Origin of the sequence: Actinoplanes sp. L3-i22, from assembly GCF_019704555.1 — a bacterium.
Taxonomy (GTDB): domain Bacteria; phylum Actinomycetota; class Actinomycetes; order Mycobacteriales; family Micromonosporaceae; genus Actinoplanes.
In genome coordinates this window covers 4,312,534-4,334,837 of record NZ_AP024745.1, presented here as the reverse complement: position 1 = coordinate 4,334,837, position 22,304 = coordinate 4,312,534, and the positions used below count along the sequence as shown (strand labels likewise).

The following is a 22,304-nucleotide window of genomic DNA, read 5'->3' as shown; positions in this document are numbered from 1 at the left end:
CGGAGCGAAGCCGAGGTGACGCGATGAGCACCGGAGAGATCAAGACTCCACAGGTCACGGCCGGGAAGAAGCCACCGAAGCAGCATCCGGCCGGGCGCCGGTTCGCCGCCGGCGAGCACCCGGCGCCGGTGCTGCACCCGGTGGTGCTGCCACAGATCTCCACCGACCCGCTCGACGAGCTGGTCGACCGGCTGCGGCCCAGGTTGCGCCGGGCCGTCGACGGGCTGCAGGTGGCCGCCGCGCTGGAGGCCGACGGCTGCACCGACCGGATCGCCCGGGTCGAGTACGGCTTCACCGACGTGTTCGTGCTGGCCGACGCGGTGTTCCGGGGTCTGGGCCCGCAGGCGCACGAGGACACCGTGCCGCCGGTCGCGGCCCGCACCCGCTGGCAGACCCCGCGGGTGCTCGCGCACGGGCCGCTCTACGCCCTGCCCAGCGTGGTGTTCCCGGCGGTGCTCGCGGTGCTCGGGCAGCGCTCGCTGGTGCTCGCGCTGGCGCTCGCCGGCGGGCTGGGCTGGATGTACTCGGGCACCGCGGCGTACGCGGCCTACAAGCTGCTGGGCGCGGACCGGCCCCGCGCGGCGGCCGTCCTGCTGGCGCTGACCATCCTGGCCGGGCCGCTGATCGGCGCGGGCGCCGGCGCCACGGTCGTCGCCGTCACCGGCGGCGGGGCCGAGCTGATCCTGCTCACCGCCGGTCAGCTCGCCTACCAGATGGCCGGCACCGTGCTGGTCTTCTACCGCCGGGAGGGCCGGCTGGCCGCGACCATGCTGCCCGCGGCCGCCGCCGGTGGCCTCTACCTGATCGTCGGGCCGGCGGCGCGACCGGCGGCGATCGCGACGGCGACCGCCGGGGTGCTGGCGGCGTTCGCGGTGGCCCTGTGGACGACCCGCGGCCGCGGACCGCGCGACGAGCTGCCCGGCGCCCCGGTGCTGCGCGCCTGGCGGACCGGCCTGGCCGGGGTGAGCTGCTACGGGCTGTGCTCGGCGGCACTGCTGCTGCACGCGCAGGCGCCGTACCTGCTGACCCGCTTCGACGTGGCGGCCGCGGCCGCGCCGCTGATCCTGGTGATGGGCTTCGTCGAATGGCGCGCCGAGCACTTCCGCGGCACGGTCGTCGGGCTGACCCACCGCATCGGGCGGCCGGCGCACTTCCGGGCGGCGGTCTGGCGGCGCATCCTCGCCGACACCCTCGCCTGCCTGGCGGTGACCACGGTCCCGGCGGCCGGGCTGCTCGCCTGGCTGGCCGCGATCGGCCGGCTCACCACCGCCGGCGTGCTGATGACCGCGGCGCACGTCGTGCTCGGCGGCGCCTATCTGGCCGCGTTCCTGCTGGCCGGCTTCGAGCGGCACCTGTGGCTGTGCCTGAGCCTGCTGGCCGCGATCGCGGTGCACGTGGGCGGCGGCCTGCTGCTCGGCGCCGGCCCGGGTTCCGGCGCGGCCACCGTCGACACGGCGCTGTTCCTGGGCAGCGTCCTCGGGCTGCAGGCCCTGTTCCTGATCGGCCTGGCGCCCCTGGTGAGCCAGGCCCGGCACTACCGCTAGCTCTTCGACTGGGAGGTAGATCTGCGATGCACGCGGTCATTCTCGCGGGCGGCAAGGGGGTACGGCTGCGGCCGTACACGACCACGCTGCCGAAGCCGCTGATGCCGATCGGCGACCACCACGCGATCCTCGAGATCGTGCTCAACCAGCTGGCCGACTGCGGGTTCCGCTCGGTCACGCTGGCGATCAACCACCTCGGCCCGCTGATCCGGGCGTACGTCGGCGACGGCGCCCGCTGGGGGCTGCGCGTCGACTACGTCGAGGAGGACCGCCCGCTGTCCACGGTGGGTCCGCTGTTCAACATCCGCGACAGCCTGCCCGAGCACTTCCTGGTGATGAACGGCGACGTGCTCACCGATCTCGACTACGGGGATCTGCTGCACCAGCACGAGCTGGCCCGCACCGGGCTGACCGTGGCGGTCGCCGAGCGCACCCACAAGATCGACTTCGGGGTGCTGGACGTGGAGTCGGCCCGGATCGTCGGCTTCCGGGAGAAGCCGCACCTGCGCTATCAGGTCAGCATGGGCGTGTACGGGATGTCCCGGCGCACCCTCGCGCCGTATCCGCCCGGGCGCCCGTTCGGCTTCGACCAGCTGGTGCTGGACCTGCTGGCCCGCGGGGAGCACCCGGACACCTACCCGTTCACCGGGTTCTGGCTCGACATCGGCCGGCCCGAGGACTACGACGAGGCCAATCGCCGCCTGGCCGAGCTCAGACCAGTCTTGTTCCGTCAGCGCCAGGAGGAGCCGGTGTGATGTCGCGAGTATTGCTGTTCGGATCATCGGGTTTCATCGGCGCGCACGTGCGCGCCGCGCTGGCCGCCGATCCCGGGGTGGGTGAGCTGATCAGCCCGGGCCGCGACCGCTACGACCTGGTCGAGGGCGACCGCGACGGGTTGACCGGGCTGCTGCGCGAGACCGCGCCGGACGCGGTGATCTGCTGCGTGGGCCGCCTCGGCGGCACCAACGAGGAGTTGACCCGCGCGAACACGCTGGTCGCGGCGAAGTTGCTGGACGCGGTCGAGGCCGCCGCGCCGGGCACCCGGCTGGTGCGGCTCGGCTCGGCCGGCGAGTACGGCGTGGTCGCGCACGGCCACGCGGTGACCGAGAACGATCCCACCGAGCCGATCGGCGCGTACGGGATCAGCCACCTGGCCGGCACCCGGCTGTTCGAGCTGGCCGCGCGCACCGGCCGGGTCGACGCGGTCTCGGTGCGCGTGTTCAACCCGATCGGTCCCGGTCAGTCCGCGGAGAACGTGCTGGGCCGCGCCCAGCTGCGGCTGCGCGAGGCGGCGCAGCTGGGCGCGTCGGAGATCGTGCTCGGGCCGCTGGGCGCCTACCGCGACTTCGTCGACGTGCGCGACCTGGCCGCCCTGCTGTGCTCGGTGGTGCTGGCGCCGAGCCTGCCGAGCCGGGTCTACAACGCCGGCAGCGGGGAGGCGGCCCAGGTCCGCACGGCCGTGCAGTTGCTGGCCGAGCAGGCCGGGTTCACCGGGGAGATCCGCGAGCACGGCAGCGGGCCGCAGCGCTCGGCGGCGGTGGACTGGATCCAGGCCGACATCAGCCGGGCCGCCGGCGAGCTGGGCTGGGCACCGGCCGTCGGCCTGGCCACCACGATCAAGGACATCTGGGCCGCGGGGGCACCGGGGTGAGCCGGGCCCGGGTCGCCCTGCTGATCGCCTCGGCCGTCACGTTGGTGGTGGCCGTGGTGGCGCTCGCCGTCCGGCCGTCACCGCGGGCGGCCGGGCGCGGCGGGGCTCCCACGGCCGTACCGTCGCAATCGTCTTTGTCTTTTTCTTTGCCTTTGAAGGTGGGCTCCTGGGCCTATCAGCTGCAGGGTTACCCGGATGGCCGGCTCGACCAGCTCGCCGCGGGGCCGTTCCAGATCGTCGTGGTCGACCTGGCCCGGGACGCGGGCAGCGACTGGTTCAGCGCCGCCGAGATCGCCCGGGTGCGCGCCACCGGCAAACGGGTCCTGGCGTATTTCGAGATCGGCAGCATCGAGGACTTCCGGCCGGAATATCCGCTGCTGCGGCGCCAGGCCGGCGACCTGATCGCCAACGAGTGGGCCGAGTGGCCGGGGGAATATTTCGTCCGCTACTGGGATCAGCGCTGGTGGGACCGGGTGGTGCGGCCGCGGGTGGACCGGGCGCTGCGGGCCGGTTTCGACGGGGTCTACCTGGACACTCCGCTGGCCTACGAGCAGCTGGCGCTCTCCGCCGCGCAAGGGCGTGATCGCGACGAGCTGGCGCGGGCGATGGCCGACCTGGTGGAACACATCAGCCGGTACGCAAAAAACCTTCGGCCCGGATTCCTGATCGTCCCGCAGAACTCCCCCGAGCTGCGCCACCAGCCCGGATACACCGCGGCGGTCGACGGCATCGGCATGGAGGAACTTTTCTTCGAAGCCACCGACGAACGCTGCACCGAGGACTACTGCGCCGAGAACCTCGCCGAGACCCGCGCCCTGCGCGACGACGGCAAGTTCGTGCTCAGCGTCGACTACGCCACCCGGCCCGCCGACGTGCGCGCCGCCTGCGCCCACTACCGGGCCGAGCACTTCACCGGGACGGTCACCGTCGTCGACCTCGACCGCACCGCCCCGCCGTGCACGTAAACGCCACTCTGGAGGAAACTCACATGCCCATGACGATCGGGGTCGTCGGCCTCGGCTACGTCGGCCTCACGCTCACCGCCGCTCTCGCGGCAAAAGATTTCACCGTGTACGGCGCGGACGCGTCACCGCAGGTGATCGACACCCTGTCCCAGGGCCGCTCGCACATCTTCGAACCCGGTGTGGAGGAAATTTTCGCCTCCGAGGTGGGCCGTCGGATCCACGTCGCCGCGGAACTTCCCCGCGGAGTCGTGGACGTCGCCGTGATCAGCGTGTCCACCCCCGTCGACGACGCGACCCGCCGCCCCGACCTGACCAACCTGGCCGCCGCGGCGCGCGCCGTCGCGGCCAGCTGCCGGCCCGGCACCCTGGTCGTGGTCCGCAGCACCGTGCCGGTCGGCACCAGCCGCCGGATCGTGCTGCCCGAGCTGCGCGCCGCCTGGGGCGAGGACGTCAGGCTGGTGATGGCGCCCGAGCGCACCATCCAGGGCCAGGCGCTGCGGGAGCTGGTCGAGCTGCCGCAGGTGATCGGCGGGCTGGACGCGGCGTCGCTGCGGGCCGGCGTCGAGTTCTTCGCCGGGCTCGCCCAAAGCATCGTCGAGGTGTCCAGCCTGGAGGCCGCCGAACTGGTCAAGCTCAGCAACAACTGCCACACCGACCTGATCTATTCGTACGGCAACGAGGTCGCGCTGATCGCCGAACAGCACGGCCTGGACCCGCTGGAGGTGCTGCGCGCCACCAACCTCGACTATCCGCGGCCCGACCTGGCCAAACCCGGATACGTCGGCGGCGGCTGCCTGTCCAAGGATCCGTACATCATGCTGGAGAGCGCCGGCGACTACCAGCCGTTCCTGATCGGCCGGGCGCGCGAGCTCAACGAGTTCCTGCCGGTGCACGTGGCCGGCACCGTCGTGCGGCTGCTGCGCGAGGCCCGCGGGGACACCCGCGGCACGCGGCTGGCGGTGCTCGGCTGGGCGTACAAGGGCTGGCCGCCCACCGACGACATGCGCGGCACCCCGATCGCCGCGATGATGCCGATCCTGACCGCCGCCGGCATCACGGTCACCGGCCATGACCCCATGGTCAACCCCAAAACCATTCGACTGTACGGCGGTGAGCCGGTCAGCCTCGACAAGGCGTTCACCGACAGCGACGCGATCCTGGTGATCAACGACCACCCCGACTACCGGGCCATCGACGTGACCCGGATGCTCGGCGACGCCCGCCCGGCGCTGATCTTCGACTCGTGGCGGATCCTCGACGCCGCGGCGATCCGCGCGGCCGGCATCCGCTACGCCGCCCTGGGCTACCTGCCGCGGTTCGAGGAGGCGGCCGCGTGAGCGCCCTGCTGCTCGGCGGCGCCGGGTTCATCGGCCTGCACCTGGCCCGCCGGCTGCTCGCCGACGGCCACCAGGTCACCATCGTCGACGACTTCTCCCGCGGCCGGCGCGACAGCGACCTGGACGCGGCGCGCGCCCACCCGAACCTGCGGGTGATCTCGGCGGACCTGACCGACCCCGGCACGTACGCCGCCCTGCCGCACGGCTGGGACCAGATCTACCTGCTCGCGGCCGTGGTCGGGGTCCGCAACGTGGAACAGGACCCGGCCCGGGTGGTCCGGGTCAACACGCTGGTGGCGATGCACCTGCTCGACTGGGTGGCCCCCGGCGAACGGGTCTTCTTCGCCTCCACCAGCGAGGTCTACGCCGGTGGCGTGGACGCCGGCGTGGTCGGCGTGCCCACCGCCGAGGACGTCCCGGCGATGATCTCCGACATCACGGCGCCCCGATTCGCGTACGCGGTCAGCAAGCTGCTCGGCGAAGCCGCGTTCCTGCACACCGCCCGGGCCCGCGGCTTCGACGCGGTGGTCGGGCGCTTCCACAACGTGTACGGGCCACGGATGGGCGCCGACCACGTCGTACCGGAGATGTCGCTGCGCGCGGCCGGCGGCGAGGACCCGTTCCGGGTGCCCGGCGCCGACCAGTACCGGGCGTTCTGCCACGTCGACGACGCGGTCGAGGCGATGCTGCGGCTGATGGCCACCCCCGAGGCGGCCGGGCAGATCGTGCACATCGGCAACGACCGCGAGGAGACCAACATCGGCGACCTGGCCAAACTGGTGCTGCGGGTGGCCCAGGCCGGCCCGGCGATCGAGACCAGCCCGGCGCCGCCCGGCTCGGTGCACCGGCGCTGCCCCGACCTGAGCAAGCTGCGCCGGCTGACCGGCTACGAGCCGGCCGTCACCCTCGAGGAGGGTGTCCGCTCGACGTTCGCCTGGTACCGCGCGAACGGGGCCCCGTCATGACCGAGCGGCCGCCGATCTGGTTCTACTACGGCGAGGGCCGGCTGGTCGACCTGGCCGGCTACTCGAAAGTGGTGCTACAGCCGGAGTTCTACAACCCGGCCGAGCTGGCCTACCTGGCCGGGCAGGGCGTGCGGACCCTGGGCTACCTGTCGCTGTCGGAGGACCACGGGCCGCCCGCGCCGTGGCACCGCGCGGAACGCAACCCGGACTGGGGTGGGGCCTACGTGCACGTCGGGCACCCGCAGTGGGTCGAACAGGTGGTCGGCAAGGCCCGGGCCGCGATCGACGCCGGCTTCGACGGGCTGTTCCTGGACCAGCTCAACGTCGAGCTGACCTTCCCGGAGGACGTGCCGCACCTGCTCACCCTGATCGCCGCGATCCGCAACGAGGCCAAACCCGGGTACCTGCTGGCCAACCGCGGTTTCGGCATGCTGCCACAGCTGGGCGAGCTGGTCGACGGGGTGCTGTTCGAGTCGTTCTCGGCGCGCTGGACCGACGACGGGTACGCGCCGTGGCCGCCGGACGTGCTGGAGTTCCACGCGCAGATCGCCGAGCAGCTGCTGCAGTTGCAGGTGGATCTGTACGCGCTCGACTACGCCGACAGTCCCGGGCTGACGGACTGGGCGGTGCGCCGGGCCCGCCAGTTCGGCATGCACTGCGCGGTCAGCGACCGCGCCCTGTCCCGGGTCTGACCCTTGATCCACCCTGGCTTCGTTCACCCCGTCAAGGGTCACCGCGCCCCTCGTGACCCTTGACGAGGGCGAGCGACGCCTCATGCAACGCCTTCGCGGTGGCGGCGTCAGCCGGCAGGAACGCTTCGATCTTGAGTTCCGCGAGCGTGATGTCGGTCGCCGTCGCGAATGTCATCACGGTGGTGATCAGATGCAGCAGGCCGTAGGGCGAGTCCAGTTGCAGCGGTACCGCGAACCCCAGCTGCCCGGAGGACGGTTCCAGCTCGGGCACATACTTCGACAGCTCGTCGCGAAGCTCCGTCGCATGCCCGAGGCGGTCCAGAATGTGGCGCCCCCATTCGGCGAGGTTGCGGATGCGCGGCGCGATACCGTCCGGGTGCAGCGCCAAGCGGTACACGTTGCGACCCGGGCCGACCAGATCGGCTGAGGCACCCGCGACGATCAGGCCGAACGCGTCGTTCGCCGCGACCATGGCCCCGCTACGGTCGACGATCAGCGCCGGGTACGGCTGGTGCCCGGCAAGGATGTGCCCGAGCGCGGCCCGCACCGGCGCCAGCGCGGCATCGTCGAGCGGCGTCTGCGGGTAGGCCGGCGCGTAGCCCGCGGCCAGCAACAACTCGTTACGCTCCCGCAGCGACAGATTCAGCGTTTCCGCGAGACGCACCACCATGGCGCGGCCCGGAACCGACCGGCCCGACTCGATGAAGCTCAGGTGCCGCTGGGTGGTACCGGCCCGGGAGGCCATCTCGAGCTGGCTGATGCGCCGCTCGGTACGCCGTTCCCGCAGCACCCGGGGAAAGTCCATAGGCCTGTATTTAGTCGCAACCGGGGCCTGCCGGCCATACCCTGCAGGGAATTGCCGAGTGGTACGGCCACCGGTGAGCATCATCGCCGTGGACATAGGTGTACTACTTCCGACCGGTATTGCAGCGGGCGCCGGCGACGACCCGCGTGAGCTGATCGCCTTCGGTCGTACGGCCGAGGGGTTCGGACTTTCCTCGCTGTTCGTCAACGACTCCCTGATCAGCCCGCGCATCGAGGCCCTGACGATGCTGGCCGCGCTGGCCGCGACCACGGCCACCGCGACGCTGGGCACCGGTGCGCTACTTCCGTTCCTGCGCCGGCCGATACAGGCCGCACAGGCGCTGGCATCGATCGATCTTCTCTCCGGTGGCCGGCTGGCCGTGGCGGTCGGTGCCGGTTTCCCCGGCCGCTTCGGGCGACCGTTCTACACCCTGTCCGAGGTTCCGTGGCAGCGGCGCTTCGCCCGGCTGGACGAGACCGTCGCGCTGTGGCGCGCGCTGTGGGCCGGGGCCACCGAATTCCACGGCGAGTTCTTCCGGTACGACGACATCCCGCCGGCGACCCAGCCGTTCCGCGCCGGGGGACCGCCGATCTGGCTCGGTGGTGCCACACCTGCCGCGCTGGTGCGCACCGGGCGAGGCTACGACGGATGGTTGCCGTATCCGCCCGACCCGGCCGACTACGCCGCCGGCCTGCTCGAGATCCACAAGGCGGCGACCGACGCCGGCCGCGCGACCGGGGCGATCACGCCCGCGCTGTTCGTGACCGCGCTGATCGACGAGGACGAGGACCGCGCCGGCAGGCAGATCGAGCAGTACGCCACCACTACCTACGGCATGCCGCTCACCGAACTCAACAAGATCCAGGCCGTCGTCGCCGGCTCGCCCGATCGGGTTCGCGCCGCCGTCAACCAGTACATCGACGCCGGGGCCCGCCACATCGTCGTCCGGCTCGGCGGGCTCGGCCTACGCTCGCAACACCAGCAATTGGAACGGGTGGCGAGTCTCGTCCCCGCATGGAGACACCACGCAGCGTTGCTGCCGTGATGGGGCTGCCCCGGAGACGGGCGTCGCGGCGTTGGAACGGGATTTCGAAGACGGCTGCGAACAACCGTGCCGTTGCCAAGCAGACGGGAATCACCAGGACTGCGGTGACTGCGAAGGTTGTCAGGTGTGAACTGGTGCGGGGCTTCACGATCAGGGTGCTGATCAGGGCGACGATCGGCATGTGGATCAGGTAGAGGCTGTAGGAGAACCCGCCGAGCTTCTGCAACGGCGCGCAGCTCAGCAGGCTTATCAGCCGGACCGGTCGGTGGGTGGCCAGGGCCGCGAGGAACAGGCCGATGGCCGGCCCGACGGCAAGGTCCAGCCAGTAGTAGTGACCGGCCGTCCACGCTGAGCCGCGAAACGCGATCAGCATCAGGACCGGTGCGCCGGCCATCGTGGCCAGGGCGAGCCAGGGCAGGCGTCGGATCCGGGCGCCGGCGGAGACGATGCCGGCCGCCAGCACACCCACGGTGAACAGCGGCGCCAGTTCCAGCGTGTAACCGGTCGCTCGGGGCCCGAGGGACAGCTCGGGCACGAGCAGTCCGGCGGTCACCACCGGCACCGTGACGGCGGCGAGCGTGGCTGTCGCCCCGAACCGCCGGCGGGTCAGCAACACGAGCGGGAAGGCCAGGTACAGGCCGGCTTCCACCGCGATCGACCAGAAGGCGCCGTTGGGGGCGGGCGCGGCGACGACGTCTTGCAGCAGCAGGCCGTAGACGATGGCCGACCGTAGCGTCGGCGGGGCGCTGAGCGGCAGGGCCGGCACGATGGTCGCGATCAGCGCGCTGGCGGCGAGGGCCGCCCAATAGGCCGGCAAAATTCGGCGGGCGCGGCGCCGGGCGTATTGCAGCGCGCCGCCGAGGCGCCAGGCGTTGCGGGCCGGCGAGATCGCCAGGGAGAAGCCCGACAGGGTGATGAACACGACGACCGCGAGCCGGCCGTGGACCAGCCATCCGAGCCAGCCCGGGCCGGTGTTGGCCGGATAGCCGGGGAAGGCCAGCAGCCAGCAGTGATGCAGCACGACGTAGCCGGCGGCCAGACCGCGCAGCCCGTCCAGCCCGGGAATCCGGTGGTCGACGCGCGGCGCGAGGGCAGCGGCGGCACTCAAGATCTGCTCCTGTCTTCGGGCACGCGCCAGTCACGGGCATGGCCTGCGGCCAGCCCGTCGGGGGTGTGAGGTTGGTGTAGAGCCCGGGTCGCGTCAGGCCGGGCGGCGTCGCGGAGCTATCCGGTACTCACGCTCGGCGTGCCGGGCTCAGCGGATCCTGCTGAGAAGGAGCAGGTGTTGCTTGCCGCCGGGCTGACCCACGTCGATCACATCTCCGTCCCCGGAGGACCCGTCCTGCTGCGTACCGAGGGTGTTGGTGTTCCGGTCCCACAGGTAGACGCCGGACTTGAGCCGGAGCTGGAGGAATCGGCCGTAGCTGTCGTCGTAGAACACATTGATTCCTGGCAGGCACGAGCCGCACGTGTCAGCGCCGGTCGGGTCCACCGCGTCGCCGGACGTCCGCAGCGGTCGACTGCCGTCGATGCCATAGCTCACCAGGCTCCCCGCGGCCCGCCCGACGCAGATGCTCGGATTGCAGTCGATCAGGGTGACCCCGGTCAGGGTGCGCGGTGTGCGGCGCTCACCGGTGGCCACGTTCCAGAACCGGGGAGCCTCCACCGCCGCCGGTGCCGAATCTTCCGTCGACCGCACCGGGTTTCGCACGGCCCACGACCCGTATCGCAGAACGTACCCCTCACTACCGGCCACCTTCTGCGGCTCGCCGCCATCCGGAATCCGGTAGACCGCCCCGCCCCCCGCAGCGGGCTCGGTACTGGCGTAGAAGACCCCGCCGGCCTCGGCGACCGACACCGTCATGTCGCCCGGGCCGAACCTGGCCCGGCGCACGGCCGTGCCGCCGTCCCTGGGCGCGCTCCACACCTCGTGATACATGGCGCCGCCCTTCTGCTGAGCCGCCACCACCCACACGATGTAGTGCTCGGTCAGGTAGGTGCCGGCCTGGTCGTAGGCGGCGTAGCCGGAACTCGGAACCGTTCCCAGCTTCCGTGCCGCACCGGTCCGGGCGTTGAGCACCACCGGCAGGGGCCTCGTCAGGTCGTCCCGCGGCGCTACCAGGTACTCGTCGCCGTCCAATGGCGCCACGACGGAGTACCGCCGCCCGCCCGGCAACCGCAGCGGCAGCTCGACCAGCGCGTCCGGCCACAGGTCGCGAAACGGCTTGGCCGCGGACAGGGCAACGGTGGGCAATGATCCGGTCGGCAGCGGCGCCGGATCGAGTGACTGCGCCAGGTCCGGCTGCCGGGCGACGGGTGCGGCGAAGACCGCCACCCCGGCCGCAACCGCGACCACCGCCGCGAAGGCGCCGACCATCGTGGCCGTCCTGGTCCGGGTACGCCGGCGCCGGCGGGCGCTCAGCGCCGCCGAAAAACCCGGCCCGGAGTCCGGAGCGGCCACGCCGGCCGCCCGGAACGTACGGGTCAGATCGTCCTCCAAGTCGCGCATGCGCGGCTACCTCCCACTGACTTGTCTGGCAACCGGCGACTCGGCGACCTCGCGCACCTGGTCCCGGCCCCGAGCGGCCGGACCGCGCACCGCTGCCCCGTCCACCCGCGACTCGGCAACCTCGCGCAGCTTGTCCAGGCCCCGAGCGGCCTGGCTGCGCACCGTTCCCCGGGAAACCCCCAGCAACCGGGCGATCTCCTCGTCGCTGAGCTGCTCGTGGTAGCGCAGCATGAGAACCGCCCGCTGGCGGGGCGGCAGGGCGGTCACCGCATGCCACAGACCGAGATCGCCCTCGGCCTCGGCGATGCCGGCGTCGACGTAGCTCTGCTCCGGCAGGACCAGCACCGGATGCTCCCGCCGGCGACGACGCCACCAACTGATGTGCAGCCGCGCCATCGTCGTGCGAACGTAGCCCTCCGGATCGCCCTGCGCGCTGACCTTCAACCACCGCTCGCCCAACCGGACCAGCGCCTCCTGCGCCAGATCGGCGGCGTCATGGGGATTGCCCGACAGGACGAAGCCATAACGCAGCAGCGCAGACGTACGGTCACGGACGAACGACCCGAAGTCCTCGACCACTCCCACCTCCCCCGACGTACCAACACGCTCGCCGGGCCCGAACTGTTGCACGAATCCAACAACAAATTTCGTCGGTACGAACGGACTGCACATCGGATGTCGCGATCGCAGTAGCGTTCGAGCCAACCACGGAGGTCTATCCGCTGAGCGCGCGGAGAGATCGCCGTGGAATGGACCGATGGCGCGGATGATGGCGCAGTCAGCCTGGAAGCTGGTGACATGGTCGTACACGTGCCCAGCGGAGGTTCCGCATGGCGGTCCGACGGAAGCGAGATCTATATCGGTCCGGACTCCGGACCTGAGGCGATTTGAATTTGCCGCCGGTCGCACGCGGTCGTAGCACCAGTCGTCACACTGCGTGCAAATCGTTACGCCCTCCGGGCCGCGGTCGTGCCGGAGAGCGTGCATGCTCCCGCGTTTTACCGGCGCGTTGTGGGCGGCCTCGCTGTACGGTCCGCACGTGAACAGCACGCAACTGCGCGTCGACCGGGTCGACGTCTGGCAGACCGACGACGAGCTCACGGTAGCCCTCGGTGCCGCAGGCGTTCACATCATGTTGATCCGGTTGCGCTTCGACGGGTGGGTGGATGAGGTGATCAACGGTGCTGGATCGGTCGCGCCCGGTCCGGGTGCCTGGACCCTCATCGGCCACGAACTGTCCCTTGAATTCGGTCCACGAAGCGCCGCGGCCCTCGACTTCCCGCGTGACTGCCGCCTGCAGCTCGACGTGAGCGACGATGCAATCCGCCTGCTTCGAGCCGCACTCCTGGAAATTCTGCAGTGCGCCTGTTTCGTGGTCGACACCTCCGAAGGCCGCATCACCAACTGACGTCCTTGATTGACCGGGACATGGATGCCGTCGGCGGTGGCGAGCGGAAACGGATCGACAAGTTACGCTACGGCTGGTTATCGTCGCGCGATGAACCACCTGCGTCGGTACCGCTACGTCGGGCCGGCGGAACTTCACGACGAGCTCCCGGCACCGGATGCGATCATCGTCCAATCCCGCGAGGCCCTCGACCGCTGGCTCGCCGGGCGTATACCCGCCGAGTTGGACGAGCCGTTCACCTTCGTCGTGACGCTCGATGGTCGCCTCGGGCTCGCTCCGCGCCGTAGCGAACACGTCGCACTCGCCGCCGGCCGGGAAGTGCTCGCCGCGGGCGAGATGACGTTCTTGCACAATGCCGGTGTTCGCGGCGTACTTGAGGTGACCAATCAATCGACCGGCTACTGCCCCGACCCTGACTGCTGGCCGGCAGTGGGTGAAGCCCTCGACGGCCTCGGCCTGGACCACCCAGGTGACTTCGCCGTCAAGATCGTCTTCCGTAGATGCCTTTCCTGCGGCGAGCGCAACATCGTCCGTGACGCGGACTTCACCTGCGCCCTGTGCGACAGCGCGCTGCCGGCCCAATGGAATTTCGCACCCGCTTGATCGGCACTCCAGTCGACATCGGCTACCGATCGCACCGAAAGCAGTGCGTCGGTCAGGCCAAAAGCATCAATGCCGCCCTTGCCAACGTCCTGATCTGACCCCATTCCGCTCTCCTGGCCAAGGCCTCGACTTGCCACAGGTCGGTGTTGTGCTCCCCGCTCATCGAACTGAGGTATTGATCGATCTCGGCCAGCACGGGTAGCGCCACAGCGTCCAACCAGCCACGCTCGATGAAGGTCGGTACCAGCCGGAAACCGTCGTCGAACTCCAGCGCCAGCTCATCCACCAGCGGGAGACCCCTTTCTCGGAGCCATGCGATCTGCGCGTCGGCCTCCAAGGCAAGCACGGCGACACAACGGACGAAAGCAGCAACGAATCTGGGGCCGGGCTGTTCCACGAGATCAGCCTATTTGGGCCGCAACGAGGGATGACGCGGCGCGGACTCCACGCTGACGAATGACGCATTTTGCCTGGTGTGACCTGGTATGAACATGGCCATGATCGAGGTGGTGACCAACTTCGCGCCGTTCACCATCGAAGTCCTGGGATCTCCGGAGCGCAACTCCAGCTGGACGACATCCAGCCTTGCCAACGGAACAATGCACTGAGCTGCCGCGATCCGCGTCGTCAGCGCCTCTCATCCGGTGGCACAGCGTGAACGCCGGACGTTGCCTCATTGAGGTCCGGACAGGTAGCCGAGATCAGTGGATCTGATCGAGGAGCGGGGTTGCCGGCGTGGTCCAGGTTCCGATGGCGGTGATCGCGGTTTCGATGAGCGTTGACTCGGCGGGACGGTGTTCGATCGTGCTGCGGTAGTAGAGCGGGCCGATGACCAGCGCCGCGGCGTCGCGGCTGGGCATGGCGAGACTGACCTCGCCGCGGGCCTGGGCCGCATCGAGCGCGCCGGCGAGGCGCTCGGCCAGGATCGTGGCGAACTGCGCGCGCCGAGCGTCCATCTGCTCGTCCCAGAGCGCGGTGCTGGCCAGCGTGGCTGCCACGGCGCGCACATCGACCAGGTCGAGCTGCCGGGCGAGCGCGGTCAACTCACGGGTCAGCCACGTCCGGGTCGGGATGGTCGGGTTGTCGAGCAACGGCATCGGGACGGTGGCCATCGCCTCGGCGAGCAGCTGATCGGCCCGCGGCCAATGCCGGTAGACGGTCGCCCGCCCCACCCCGGAGCGCTCGGCGACCTGCGCGTGAGTCACCGCGACCGGGCCCTTCTCGAGCAGCAGCTCGCGAGCGGCGGTGAGGATGGCCTGCCGGCTGCGCTGGTAGCGCGGATCCGTCTCGGTGTTCACCAGCCCAGCTTACGAGACAGCTTGACTCATAGATAGCCGCCGCGCATACTTCGACTATGAGACAGGATGTATCACAGAGGTTGCGGGTCGCCGTGCTCGGCGCCTCCGGTGCGACCGGACGGCACGTGGTGCACGCGGCGCTCGATCGCGGGCACTCCGTGACGGCTTGCGTGCGCCGCAACGCCACGTTCGCCGAGCGCGAGCGTCTGACCGAGGCGATCTGGCCGGACGTCAACGACATCCCGGCCCTGACCGGCGCCCTGATCGGTGCGGACGTCGTGATCAGCACCCTGGGCGGCGCCGACAGTGGCCCCACGACGGTGTGCACCGACGGCATCCGCACGACGCTGGCGGCGATGACGGCGACCGGGCTGACCCGCTTGATCGCCGTCAGCGCACACGGGGTCCTGGAGACGCACGACAGGTCGCTCTACTCGCTCGCGGTGTGGGCCGGCGTGGCCGACCGGATGCGCGACAAGGAGACGATGGAACCGCTGATCACCCGCTCCGATCTCGACTGGACGATCGCGCGGCCGCCGAAGCTGTCAGACCGGCCGGCCACCGCGAACAGCCGGATCGGCACCGACCTGCCGATCCACGTGTGGAGCTCGATCGGCCGCGCCGACCTGGCCGCCTTCCTGATCGACGAAGCCGAGACCCCGCGCTTTGTCCGGGCCTACCCCAGGATCACCCGATGACCGACCTCACCCGTCACACCGCGGTCGTCACCGGGGCAACCGGCGGCATGGGACAGATCATCGCCGCCGCGCTCCTCGACGCGGGCGCGCACGTCGTGACCATCGCCCGCAACCCCGCCCGCGCCGATGCTCTGCGCGCCCGTGTCGGCCAGGACCGCCGACACCGGCTCGACATCATCGCCGGTGACCTGTCCCGGCGCGAAGACCTGCGCACGGCGGCGCAGATCATCGAGGACCGCTACGAGCAGATCCACATCCTGGTCAACAACGCCGGCGCGCACTTCCCCGACCACCGGGTCTCACCCGAGGGCATCGAGATGCACATCGCCCTGGACTACCTCGCCGCCTACGGCCTGATGACCCGCCTGGACACCCCGCTGCGGCGCGGCCGGGCCCGCATCGTCAACGTCGCCAGCGACACCCTCAACGACACCCGCCGGGTCAAACTCGCCGGGAGACCGCGACCGGCAACCCTCGACCTGACCCACGTCGACAGCCTGGCCGACCTCAACCCGCGGGACGGATTCGTTGCCTTCGAGGCGTACGCGCGGGCCAAGCTCATGACCGTCACCGCCGGCTACGCCCTGGCGCGATCGTTCGCCCCCGACGGCGTCACCCTCAACGCCGTGCACCCGGGCATCGTCGCCACCGACATCATCGACGACCTCGTCCCGGCACCGCTACGCCCGTTCGGCGGCATCATCCGCCGCACCATGCTCACCCCCGCCGACGGTGCCGGAACCGCGTTGCGCATCGCCATCGATCCCCGGATCGAAGGCGTCACCGGCCGCTACTTCAACCAGGGCACGGCCGCGGCCACGCCGGCGATCTCCCACGACCTCGCCACCCAGCAGAAACTGCTCACGCTCAGCGAGACCTACTACGCCCAATGACTACCGCAGCGCCGGCAGCACTTTGGCGCCGAACGTCTCGATGAACGGCATCAGGTCCTGCCCGACGTGATGCAGGTAGATGCGGTCGAAGCCGAGTGACGCGTACTCGCGCAGCCATGCGGTGTGCGCCTCGAGGTCGGCCGAGACGTTGACCACCTGGCGGACCTGCTCCATCGTCACGTGCTCGCTGATCACGTCGAGCTGTTCCACCGTCTCCAGATCCCAGCAGACCGGCGGCCGGAAGACGTTGCTGCGCCACTGGTCGTAGGCGATCGCCTCGGCCTCGTCCTCGGTCGGCGCCCAGCTCAGATGCACCTGCAGGCAGACCGGCCCGCGGCCACCGGCGTCCCGGTAGGACGCGATCATCGCGCGCAGGTGCTCGGTCGGCGCATTGACGGTGACCAGCCCGTCGGCCCACCCCGCGCACCAGGCGGCGGTCTTCGTGCTCACCGCGGCCCCGATCAGCGGCGGCGCCTCGGCCGGCCGGGTCCACAACCGGGCCCGGTCCACGGTGACCAGTCCGTCCCGGGTGACCTCGTCGCCGGCCAGCAGGGCCCGCATGACCTGCACCGACTCCAGCAGCCGCGCCTCGCGTACCTCCTTGCGGGGCCACGGCCCGCCGGTGATGTGCTCGTTGCTGTACTCCCCGCTGCCCAGCGCCGCCCAGAACCGCCCCGGGAACATGGCGCCGAGCGTCCCGATCGCCTGCGCGACGATCGCCGGGTGATAACGCTGGCCCGGCGCGTTGACCACGCCGAACGACAGGTTCGTGGCCTGCAGCGCCGCGCCCAGCCACGACCAGGCGAAAGCGGACTGGCCCTGCCGGCTGCTCCACGGCGAGAAATGGTCGGAACACATCGCGGCTTCAAAGCCGTTCCGCTCGGCCGCGATCACCGCGGCAAGAAGATCGGCGGGCGGGATCTGCTCGTGTGACGCATGGATTCCGTACTCCGTCATAGGGCCTGCGGTACCCCGGCCTGGCCGGCGGCAACCAATCCGGTGCCTGATCCCGCGCGGCGAACGGGTTGCCCGGCTGCTTGATCATGTCCAGACTGGCCGGATGCAGCTGCGCGCGCTCGATCCGCATGCCCCCGAAGCCGACCGGTGGTACGCGGCTTTTCGAGCCGGTAGCGTCGCCGGCCGTGAGGAGCCGACCGTGGCCAGTGCCGAGTCGACGCTGACGTCGCTGCGCACCACGGCCGGCAACACCAACCTCAACCGCCAGGCGTACGGCGCATGGGACGGCGACGAGTGCCTCGGCGGTGTCATCGTGAACCTGCCCCGGACCGCGAACGCACACACCACCGAGTTCGAACTGGCCGTGGCGCCGCAGCATCGCCGCCGCGGCGCCGGCACCGCGCTGTACGAGGCAGGTCTCACGCTGGCCCGGGCGCACGGGCGCCGAGTCGTCTCGACCGAGCTCCACGTGCCGCTGACCCAGTCGCTGGCCGAGCACACCGGCGGCCGCTTCGCCCTGGCCCGCGGCTTCGACAGCAAGCTGACGGAGAGCCGCTACCTGCTCGGGCTACCCGCCGAGCCGGTGGCCACCGACGTGCCGACCGGATATCAGCTGCACGCCTGGATCGGGCCGGTGGCGGCCGAGTCGGCAGCCGACTTCGCGGCGATGTGCACGCTGATGGAGCAGGACGTCCCGATCGGCGAACGCGACCACGAGCCGGCCGTCGTCACCGCCGCCCAGGTGCTGCGCAGCGACGAGCGGCTGGCCACCGCGGGCTGGGGGCTGGTCACGACGCTGCTGCGCGCGCCCGACGGCACGCCGGCCGGCTACACCCGGCTGTTCGTCAACTCCGACCGCCTGCACGCCCAGCAGGACGACACGTTCGTGCTGCGCGCGCACCGCGGCCGCCGCCTCGGCGCCGTGCTGAAGTCGGCCAACCTCGCCCAGCTCGCGGCGCGGTTCCCCGGCGTACGGCACCTGCACTCCTGGACCGCCGACGACAACGACGCGATGATCGCCACCAACCGGCGATTCGGTTTCCGCCCGGTGGAGACCCTGCACATCATGGAGGGCCCGGTCCGCCAATCCTGACGAGAGCGGGTCAGCTCCGGTTCGCGAGGGCGACGAGCTCCGGGATCGCCATGAAACGGGCCAGCTCCTGCTCCGAGCCGATCGCCGGACGAAGATCGGGGTGGTTGGCGTACTCGTGAATCGCGCGGGCCAGCAGCTCCGCGTCGACGCCCGTGGCCGGCAGCGGCTGCGGGCGTTGCGTCCGAAAAACACGCTTGCGCACCAGCTCGGGGCGCGCGAGGTAGAGGTTCACCTGCCGTGCGTCGCGCGGGTAGGCCGCATACGGTGTCGCCAGAGCCTCCCAGGGCACGTGCAGAGACCCGAACAGCTGTCGGTAGACGATCCCGTCCGGGGTCAGCCGCACCCCGAACCGGCCCAGCGCCGACCACCAGTAGAGGACCAGCTGACCGAGGAGCAGCACCGCCAAGGTCGCCGCAAACCCGCGGTGCATCCTCGCCTCGATGCCGGGAACCCACGAGCCCACCAGGTAGGCGCCGAGGAAGGTGAATGCCGCAGCGGTGAGCACGGCGCTCGGGTCCGCCGCAGTCTCGAGGGCGCGAACCTCGGGCCGAGCCACCAGCCGCACCGGGTGAAAGGCGCGGGCGGCGCCGTTCGAGTACACCAGCAGCGCAAACCACGGCAGGACGTTGACCGCGAAGTCGACGAGCAGCGAGTGATCATCCCCGGTGGCCTGGAAAAGCACCTGAAGCGCGACGGCGGTCACCAGCGCCAGGATCAGCACCGGCAGCCGCCGCCGAGACACCCACTCCAGGAGGTTGATCATCATGGCCATAGGTTAGGCGGCGAGCACGAGGAGCGACACCCGGCCTGCGGTCAGTCCGCGAGCAGCTGCGCGAACTCAGCCGGGTCGATGATCGGAACGCCGAGTTTGGCCGCTTTCACCGCCTTGGCCGTGGTCGTCTCGGCGGTGACCAGGGCGGTGGTGTTCGCCGAGACGCTGCCGCTGGCCCGGCCGCCGAGCTCCTCGATGCGCTCGCTGACCGTGGTGCGGGTGTAGCCGGGGACGCTGCCGCTGACCACGTACGTCTTACCGTCCAGCGGCTTGTCGCCGGTGGTCTCCGGCACGCTCATGGTGACGCCGGCGGCGGCGAGCCGGTCGATCACCCCGGCCATCGCGGTCAGGCCGTCGACCACGTGCTGGGCCTTGATCAGGCCCATCTTGTCGATCTCGGCGATCTCCTCGACCGTGGCGGCGCGCAGCGCGTCCATGTTCTTGAAGCGGGCCGCCAGCCAGCGCCCGACGCTGCGCCCGGTCATCCGGATGCCCAGGCCGGTGATGACCCGGTTGAACGCCTGGGCCTTGCTGTGCTCGAGCGAGGCGATCACCTTGGCGGCGTTGAGCTTGCCGAGCAGGACCACGCCGCCGGCCTTGGTGGTGCCCACCGGCAGCTCGGCCAGTTGGTCCGCGGTGAGCACGTACAGGTCGGCGACGTCGTTGGCGAGACCGGCGTTGACCAGGGCGACACACAGCGCCTCGCCGGCGCCCTCGACGTCCATCGCCTCGCGGCTGCACCAGTATTCGAGGGCGTTGGTGGCGCTGCACGAGGCGGTGTGGCAGCGCCAGAGCAGGCTCGACTTGTCCCACGGCTCGCCGCACTGCGGGCAGGTCTCCGGCGGTGTCCACGGGGTCAGCCCGTGCGGCTGCTCGCCGATCGGCGCGGTGACCCGCGGGATCACGTCGCCGGCGCGCCAGACCGCGACGGTCTGCCCGATGGCCAGGCCCTGCTCCTCGACGAAGCGCGGGTTGTGCAGCGTCGCGTAGGTGATCGTGGTGCCGTCGACGAAGACCGGGTCGAGCACCGCGCGCAGCGAGATCCGGCCGGTGCGCCCGACCCGGACCTCGATGTCGCGCAGCACCGTCGAGCCGGTGTCGGCCGGATACTTGAACGCGGCCGCCCAGTGCGGGGTGCGGCTGCCGGAGCCGAGCCGCCGGCGCGTCGACTCCAGGTCGGCGGTGATCACCGCGCCGTCGATCGGGAACTCCAGCCCGCGGCGCAGCTCGCCGATGCGCGCGATCGCCGCCAGCGCGGCGTCCGCGTCGAGCGCGACCTGGATCTCGCCGGTGGCCAGCCGCCCGGCCACCGGGAAGCCCAGCTCGACGGCGCGCGCCATCCGCTGCTGGTGGGCGGCGAACTCACCGGAGATGTCGTAGGCCGCGAAGGTCATCGGGGTGTCATAGGTGCGGTCCACGCTGCGGATCGAACCGGCGACCGCGCCCCGCGAGTTGATGAACGCCTTGCCACCGGCCTCGACCCGGTTGGCGCTGGCCGTCTCGAAGTCACCGACGGTCATGTACACCTCGCCGCGCACCTCCCCCGTCCACGCGTCGCCGAGCTGGGCGGGCAGGCCGGCGACCCCGCGCAGCACCTGGGCGGTGACGTCCTCACCGGTGCTGCCGTCGCCGCGCAGCGCGGCCAGGGTGAGCCGGCCCGAGGCATACTCCACCCGGATCGCCAGCCCGTCGAGCTTGACCTCGACCAGGCACGGCTCGCCGCCGAGGCTCGCGACGAACGCGCGGACCTCGTCCTCCCCGGTGACCTTGTCCAGCGACATCATCGGCACCGGGTGCCGCACGTCGCCGCCGCCGGACACGCCCGCGGCGACCCGCGTGGTGACCCCGCGGTCGTCCCAGTCCGGATGCAGCTTCTTGGCCTCGGCGATGCGGTCGAGCAGCACGTCGTACTCGCCGTCGGTGATCAACACGTCGCCGGTGTCGTAATACGACTTCGCGGCGGCCTGAACCTGGTCGACAGCGGCAGCGAAACCGGCTTCGGTGAGGGCGGAGTCCGTCATGGCCACAACCTACTTCTTGGGTACGACAGTTTCGGCGCGCTTGCTCCGGCCGTACCCAAGCAAGGGTTTGATCTTGATTTTCCGCGCCGGGCTACGGCACCAGGACGATCTTGCCGAGCAGGCCGCCGGCTTCGACACGCCGGTGCGCTTCCGCGGCGCCGGCCAGCGGTAACGTCGCTGCGACGCGGGTGCGCAGGCGGCCGTCGGCGACCGCTTCGAGCAGGTCGCCGAGGGCGAGTCGGTCGGTGCGCACCAGCACGAGCTCCTGGCGCACCTTGCGGGCCGGATCGAGTGCCGGCACCGGCCGGGTGCTCACCGACACACCGCCTGCGGCGGCCTGCAAACCGGCAAGATCACCCAGGGGTACGGCGTCGAGCACGGCCGGCACGGGATCGAGGTCGAAAGCGGCCGACCGGGGCAGCACGGTGTGCACGCCGAGCCCGGCGACCCAGTCCTCGTCGCCGTGCGTGGCCGAGGCGAGAACGGTGTGCCCGGCCTGGACCGCCAGCTGCGCGCCGAACCCGCCGACCCCGCCGCTGGCCCCGGTCACCAGCACGGTGGCCGGGCCGGGCAGCGCCATGATCTGCAGCGCGCGGTGCGCGGTCAGCGCGTTGAGCGGCACGGTCGCGGCGACGACCGGGTCGAGGCCGGCCGGGATCGGCGCCAGCCACTCGGCGTCCGCCGCGACCAGCTCGGCGTAGCCGCCGGGCGTGCCGCGGGTCAGGAACCACGGGATCATCCCGGCGACGCGGTCGCCGACGGCCAGGCCGGAGACGCGGTCACCGACCGCCAGCACGTCGCCGGCGATGTCCCAGCCGGGCACGAACGGCGGCGGGACCGGACCGCCCGGCAGGTGCCCGGTGCGCGCGGCCAGGTCCGCCGGGTGCACGGCGGCGGCCCGGACCCGGACCAGCACCTGGCCGGGGCCCGGCGCCGGATCGGGCAGCTCGACCAGTCGCAGAACCTCCGGCCCGCCCGGGGCGGTGACCACCACAGCACGCATCGACGCCTCCCGTTGTCGGGCACATCTTACGAACGCCGGATCGTC

General features: G+C 71.1%; 22 protein-coding genes and 1 pseudogene. 13 read left to right on the top strand and 10 right to left on the bottom strand.

Annotated elements, in window-relative coordinates; genetic code table 11:
- Positions 1-23 precede the first annotated feature (23 nt).
- From L3i22_RS19080 to L3i22_RS19050, 7 genes are read left to right on the top strand one after another with little or no spacing between them, the layout of a single operon-like run.
- Complete coding sequence (locus tag L3i22_RS19080; RefSeq protein ID WP_221328306.1) at positions 24-1,544, top strand: hypothetical protein; 1,521 nt, start codon at positions 24-26, stop codon at positions 1,542-1,544.
- Between the two features lie 26 nt (positions 1,545-1,570).
- On the top strand, positions 1,571-2,299 hold the full coding sequence (locus L3i22_RS19075; protein ID WP_221328305.1) for a sugar phosphate nucleotidyltransferase: 729 nt from the start codon (positions 1,571-1,573) through the stop codon (positions 2,297-2,299).
- A complete protein-coding gene (locus L3i22_RS19070; RefSeq protein ID WP_221328304.1) occupies positions 2,299-3,195 on the top strand; it encodes an NAD(P)-dependent oxidoreductase in 897 nt (298 codons plus the stop codon). The genes L3i22_RS19075 and L3i22_RS19070 overlap by 1 nt, the downstream gene beginning before the upstream one ends.
- A complete protein-coding gene (locus L3i22_RS19065) occupies positions 3,192-4,160 on the top strand; it encodes an endo alpha-1,4 polygalactosaminidase (RefSeq protein ID WP_255658390.1) in 969 nt (322 codons plus the stop codon). Before L3i22_RS19070 ends, L3i22_RS19065 begins: the two co-directional genes overlap by 4 nt.
- Before the next feature lie 23 nt (positions 4,161-4,183).
- Positions 4,184-5,497, top strand: coding sequence for a nucleotide sugar dehydrogenase (locus L3i22_RS19060; protein WP_255658388.1), 1,314 nt, complete (start codon positions 4,184-4,186; stop codon positions 5,495-5,497).
- Positions 5,494-6,462, top strand: a complete 969-nt coding sequence (locus L3i22_RS19055) for an NAD(P)-dependent oxidoreductase (RefSeq protein WP_221328303.1) — start codon at positions 5,494-5,496, stop codon at positions 6,460-6,462. The genes L3i22_RS19060 and L3i22_RS19055 overlap by 4 nt, the downstream gene beginning before the upstream one ends.
- Positions 6,459-7,154: a hypothetical protein gene (locus tag L3i22_RS19050; protein WP_221328302.1), complete on the top strand. Its 696-nt coding sequence runs from the start codon at positions 6,459-6,461 to the stop codon at positions 7,152-7,154. Before L3i22_RS19055 ends, L3i22_RS19050 begins: the two co-directional genes overlap by 4 nt.
- 31 nt (positions 7,155-7,185) lie before the next feature.
- On the opposite strand, the gene L3i22_RS19045 is transcribed toward L3i22_RS19050, so the two are convergent.
- The gene (locus L3i22_RS19045) at positions 7,186-7,959 is read right to left on the bottom strand and encodes a helix-turn-helix domain-containing protein (RefSeq protein WP_221328301.1); all 774 of its coding nucleotides are present in this window, start codon (positions 7,957-7,959) and stop codon (positions 7,186-7,188) included.
- 88 nt (positions 7,960-8,047) lie between these two features.
- Here L3i22_RS19045 and L3i22_RS53555 point away from each other — a divergent pair, with 88 nt between their 5' ends.
- Complete coding sequence (locus tag L3i22_RS53555; protein ID WP_304523468.1) at positions 8,048-9,004, top strand: LLM class flavin-dependent oxidoreductase; 957 nt, start codon at positions 8,048-8,050, stop codon at positions 9,002-9,004.
- Positions 9,005-9,086: 82 nt separating this feature from the next.
- Here L3i22_RS53555 and L3i22_RS19040 read toward each other — a convergent pair.
- The 3 genes and pseudogenes from L3i22_RS19040 to L3i22_RS19030 all read right to left on the bottom strand — a co-directional run.
- Positions 9,087-10,112 (bottom strand): annotated as a pseudogene (locus L3i22_RS19040) (acyltransferase family protein); the annotation flags it as partial.
- Positions 10,113-10,259: 147 nt separating this feature from the next.
- Positions 10,260-11,513: a hypothetical protein gene (locus L3i22_RS19035; RefSeq protein WP_221328299.1), complete on the bottom strand. Its 1,254-nt coding sequence runs from the start codon at positions 11,511-11,513 to the stop codon at positions 10,260-10,262.
- A gap of 6 nt (positions 11,514-11,519) precedes the next feature.
- Entirely contained in the window at positions 11,520-12,092 is a 573-nt protein-coding gene (locus L3i22_RS19030) for a SigE family RNA polymerase sigma factor (RefSeq protein WP_255658387.1), read from the bottom strand.
- 460 nt (positions 12,093-12,552) lie between these two features.
- On the opposite strand from L3i22_RS19030, the gene L3i22_RS19025 reads away from it, so the two are divergent.
- Together L3i22_RS19025 and L3i22_RS19020 are read left to right on the top strand one after the other, a co-directional pair.
- A complete protein-coding gene (locus tag L3i22_RS19025) occupies positions 12,553-12,921 on the top strand; it encodes a hypothetical protein (protein ID WP_221328298.1) in 369 nt (122 codons plus the stop codon).
- Between the two features lie 90 nt (positions 12,922-13,011).
- Positions 13,012-13,524: a hypothetical protein gene (locus L3i22_RS19020; RefSeq protein ID WP_221328297.1), complete on the top strand. Its 513-nt coding sequence runs from the start codon at positions 13,012-13,014 to the stop codon at positions 13,522-13,524.
- A gap of 52 nt (positions 13,525-13,576) precedes the next feature.
- Here L3i22_RS19020 and L3i22_RS19015 read toward each other — a convergent pair whose 3' ends face one another.
- Together L3i22_RS19015 and L3i22_RS19010 are read right to left on the bottom strand one after the other, a co-directional pair.
- Positions 13,577-13,921 carry a hypothetical protein gene (locus L3i22_RS19015; RefSeq protein ID WP_221328296.1) on the bottom strand — a complete coding sequence of 115 codons (345 nt, stop codon included), beginning with the start codon at positions 13,919-13,921 and terminating at the stop codon, positions 13,577-13,579.
- Positions 13,922-14,225: 304 nt separating this feature from the next.
- On the bottom strand, positions 14,226-14,822 hold the full coding sequence (locus L3i22_RS19010) for a TetR/AcrR family transcriptional regulator (protein ID WP_221328295.1): 597 nt from the start codon (positions 14,820-14,822) through the stop codon (positions 14,226-14,228).
- A gap of 56 nt (positions 14,823-14,878) precedes the next feature.
- Here L3i22_RS19010 and L3i22_RS19005 point away from each other — a divergent pair, with 56 nt between their 5' ends.
- Both L3i22_RS19005 and L3i22_RS19000 read left to right on the top strand, forming a co-directional pair.
- On the top strand, positions 14,879-15,520 hold the full coding sequence (locus tag L3i22_RS19005; RefSeq protein ID WP_221328294.1) for an NAD(P)-dependent oxidoreductase: 642 nt from the start codon (positions 14,879-14,881) through the stop codon (positions 15,518-15,520).
- Positions 15,517-16,413, top strand: coding sequence for an SDR family NAD(P)-dependent oxidoreductase (locus L3i22_RS19000; protein ID WP_221328293.1), 897 nt, complete (start codon positions 15,517-15,519; stop codon positions 16,411-16,413). The genes L3i22_RS19005 and L3i22_RS19000 overlap by 4 nt, the downstream gene beginning before the upstream one ends.
- Here the strand turns inward: L3i22_RS19000 and L3i22_RS18995 are convergent, their stop codons facing one another.
- The gene (locus L3i22_RS18995) at positions 16,414-17,370 is read right to left on the bottom strand and encodes a TIGR03885 family FMN-dependent LLM class oxidoreductase (RefSeq protein ID WP_221328292.1); all 957 of its coding nucleotides are present in this window, start codon (positions 17,368-17,370) and stop codon (positions 16,414-16,416) included.
- 103 nt (positions 17,371-17,473) lie between these two features.
- Here L3i22_RS18995 and L3i22_RS18990 point away from each other — a divergent pair, with 103 nt between their 5' ends.
- Complete coding sequence (locus L3i22_RS18990) at positions 17,474-18,463, top strand: GNAT family N-acetyltransferase (RefSeq protein WP_221328291.1); 990 nt, start codon at positions 17,474-17,476, stop codon at positions 18,461-18,463.
- A gap of 10 nt (positions 18,464-18,473) precedes the next feature.
- On the opposite strand, the gene L3i22_RS18985 is transcribed toward L3i22_RS18990, so the two are convergent.
- The 3 genes from L3i22_RS18985 to L3i22_RS18975 all read right to left on the bottom strand — a co-directional run bounded on the left by L3i22_RS18985 (position 18,474) and on the right by L3i22_RS18975 (position 22,259).
- Entirely contained in the window at positions 18,474-19,226 is a 753-nt protein-coding gene (locus L3i22_RS18985; protein ID WP_221328290.1) for a hypothetical protein, read from the bottom strand.
- A 50-nt stretch (positions 19,227-19,276) separates the two neighbouring features.
- On the bottom strand, positions 19,277-21,256 hold the full coding sequence (ligA, locus tag L3i22_RS18980; RefSeq protein ID WP_221328289.1) for an NAD-dependent DNA ligase LigA: 1,980 nt from the start codon (positions 21,254-21,256) through the stop codon (positions 19,277-19,279).
- 91 nt (positions 21,257-21,347) lie between these two features.
- Entirely contained in the window at positions 21,348-22,259 is a 912-nt protein-coding gene (locus L3i22_RS18975) for an NADP-dependent oxidoreductase (RefSeq protein WP_221328288.1), read from the bottom strand.
- Positions 22,260-22,304: the final 45 nt, after the last annotated feature.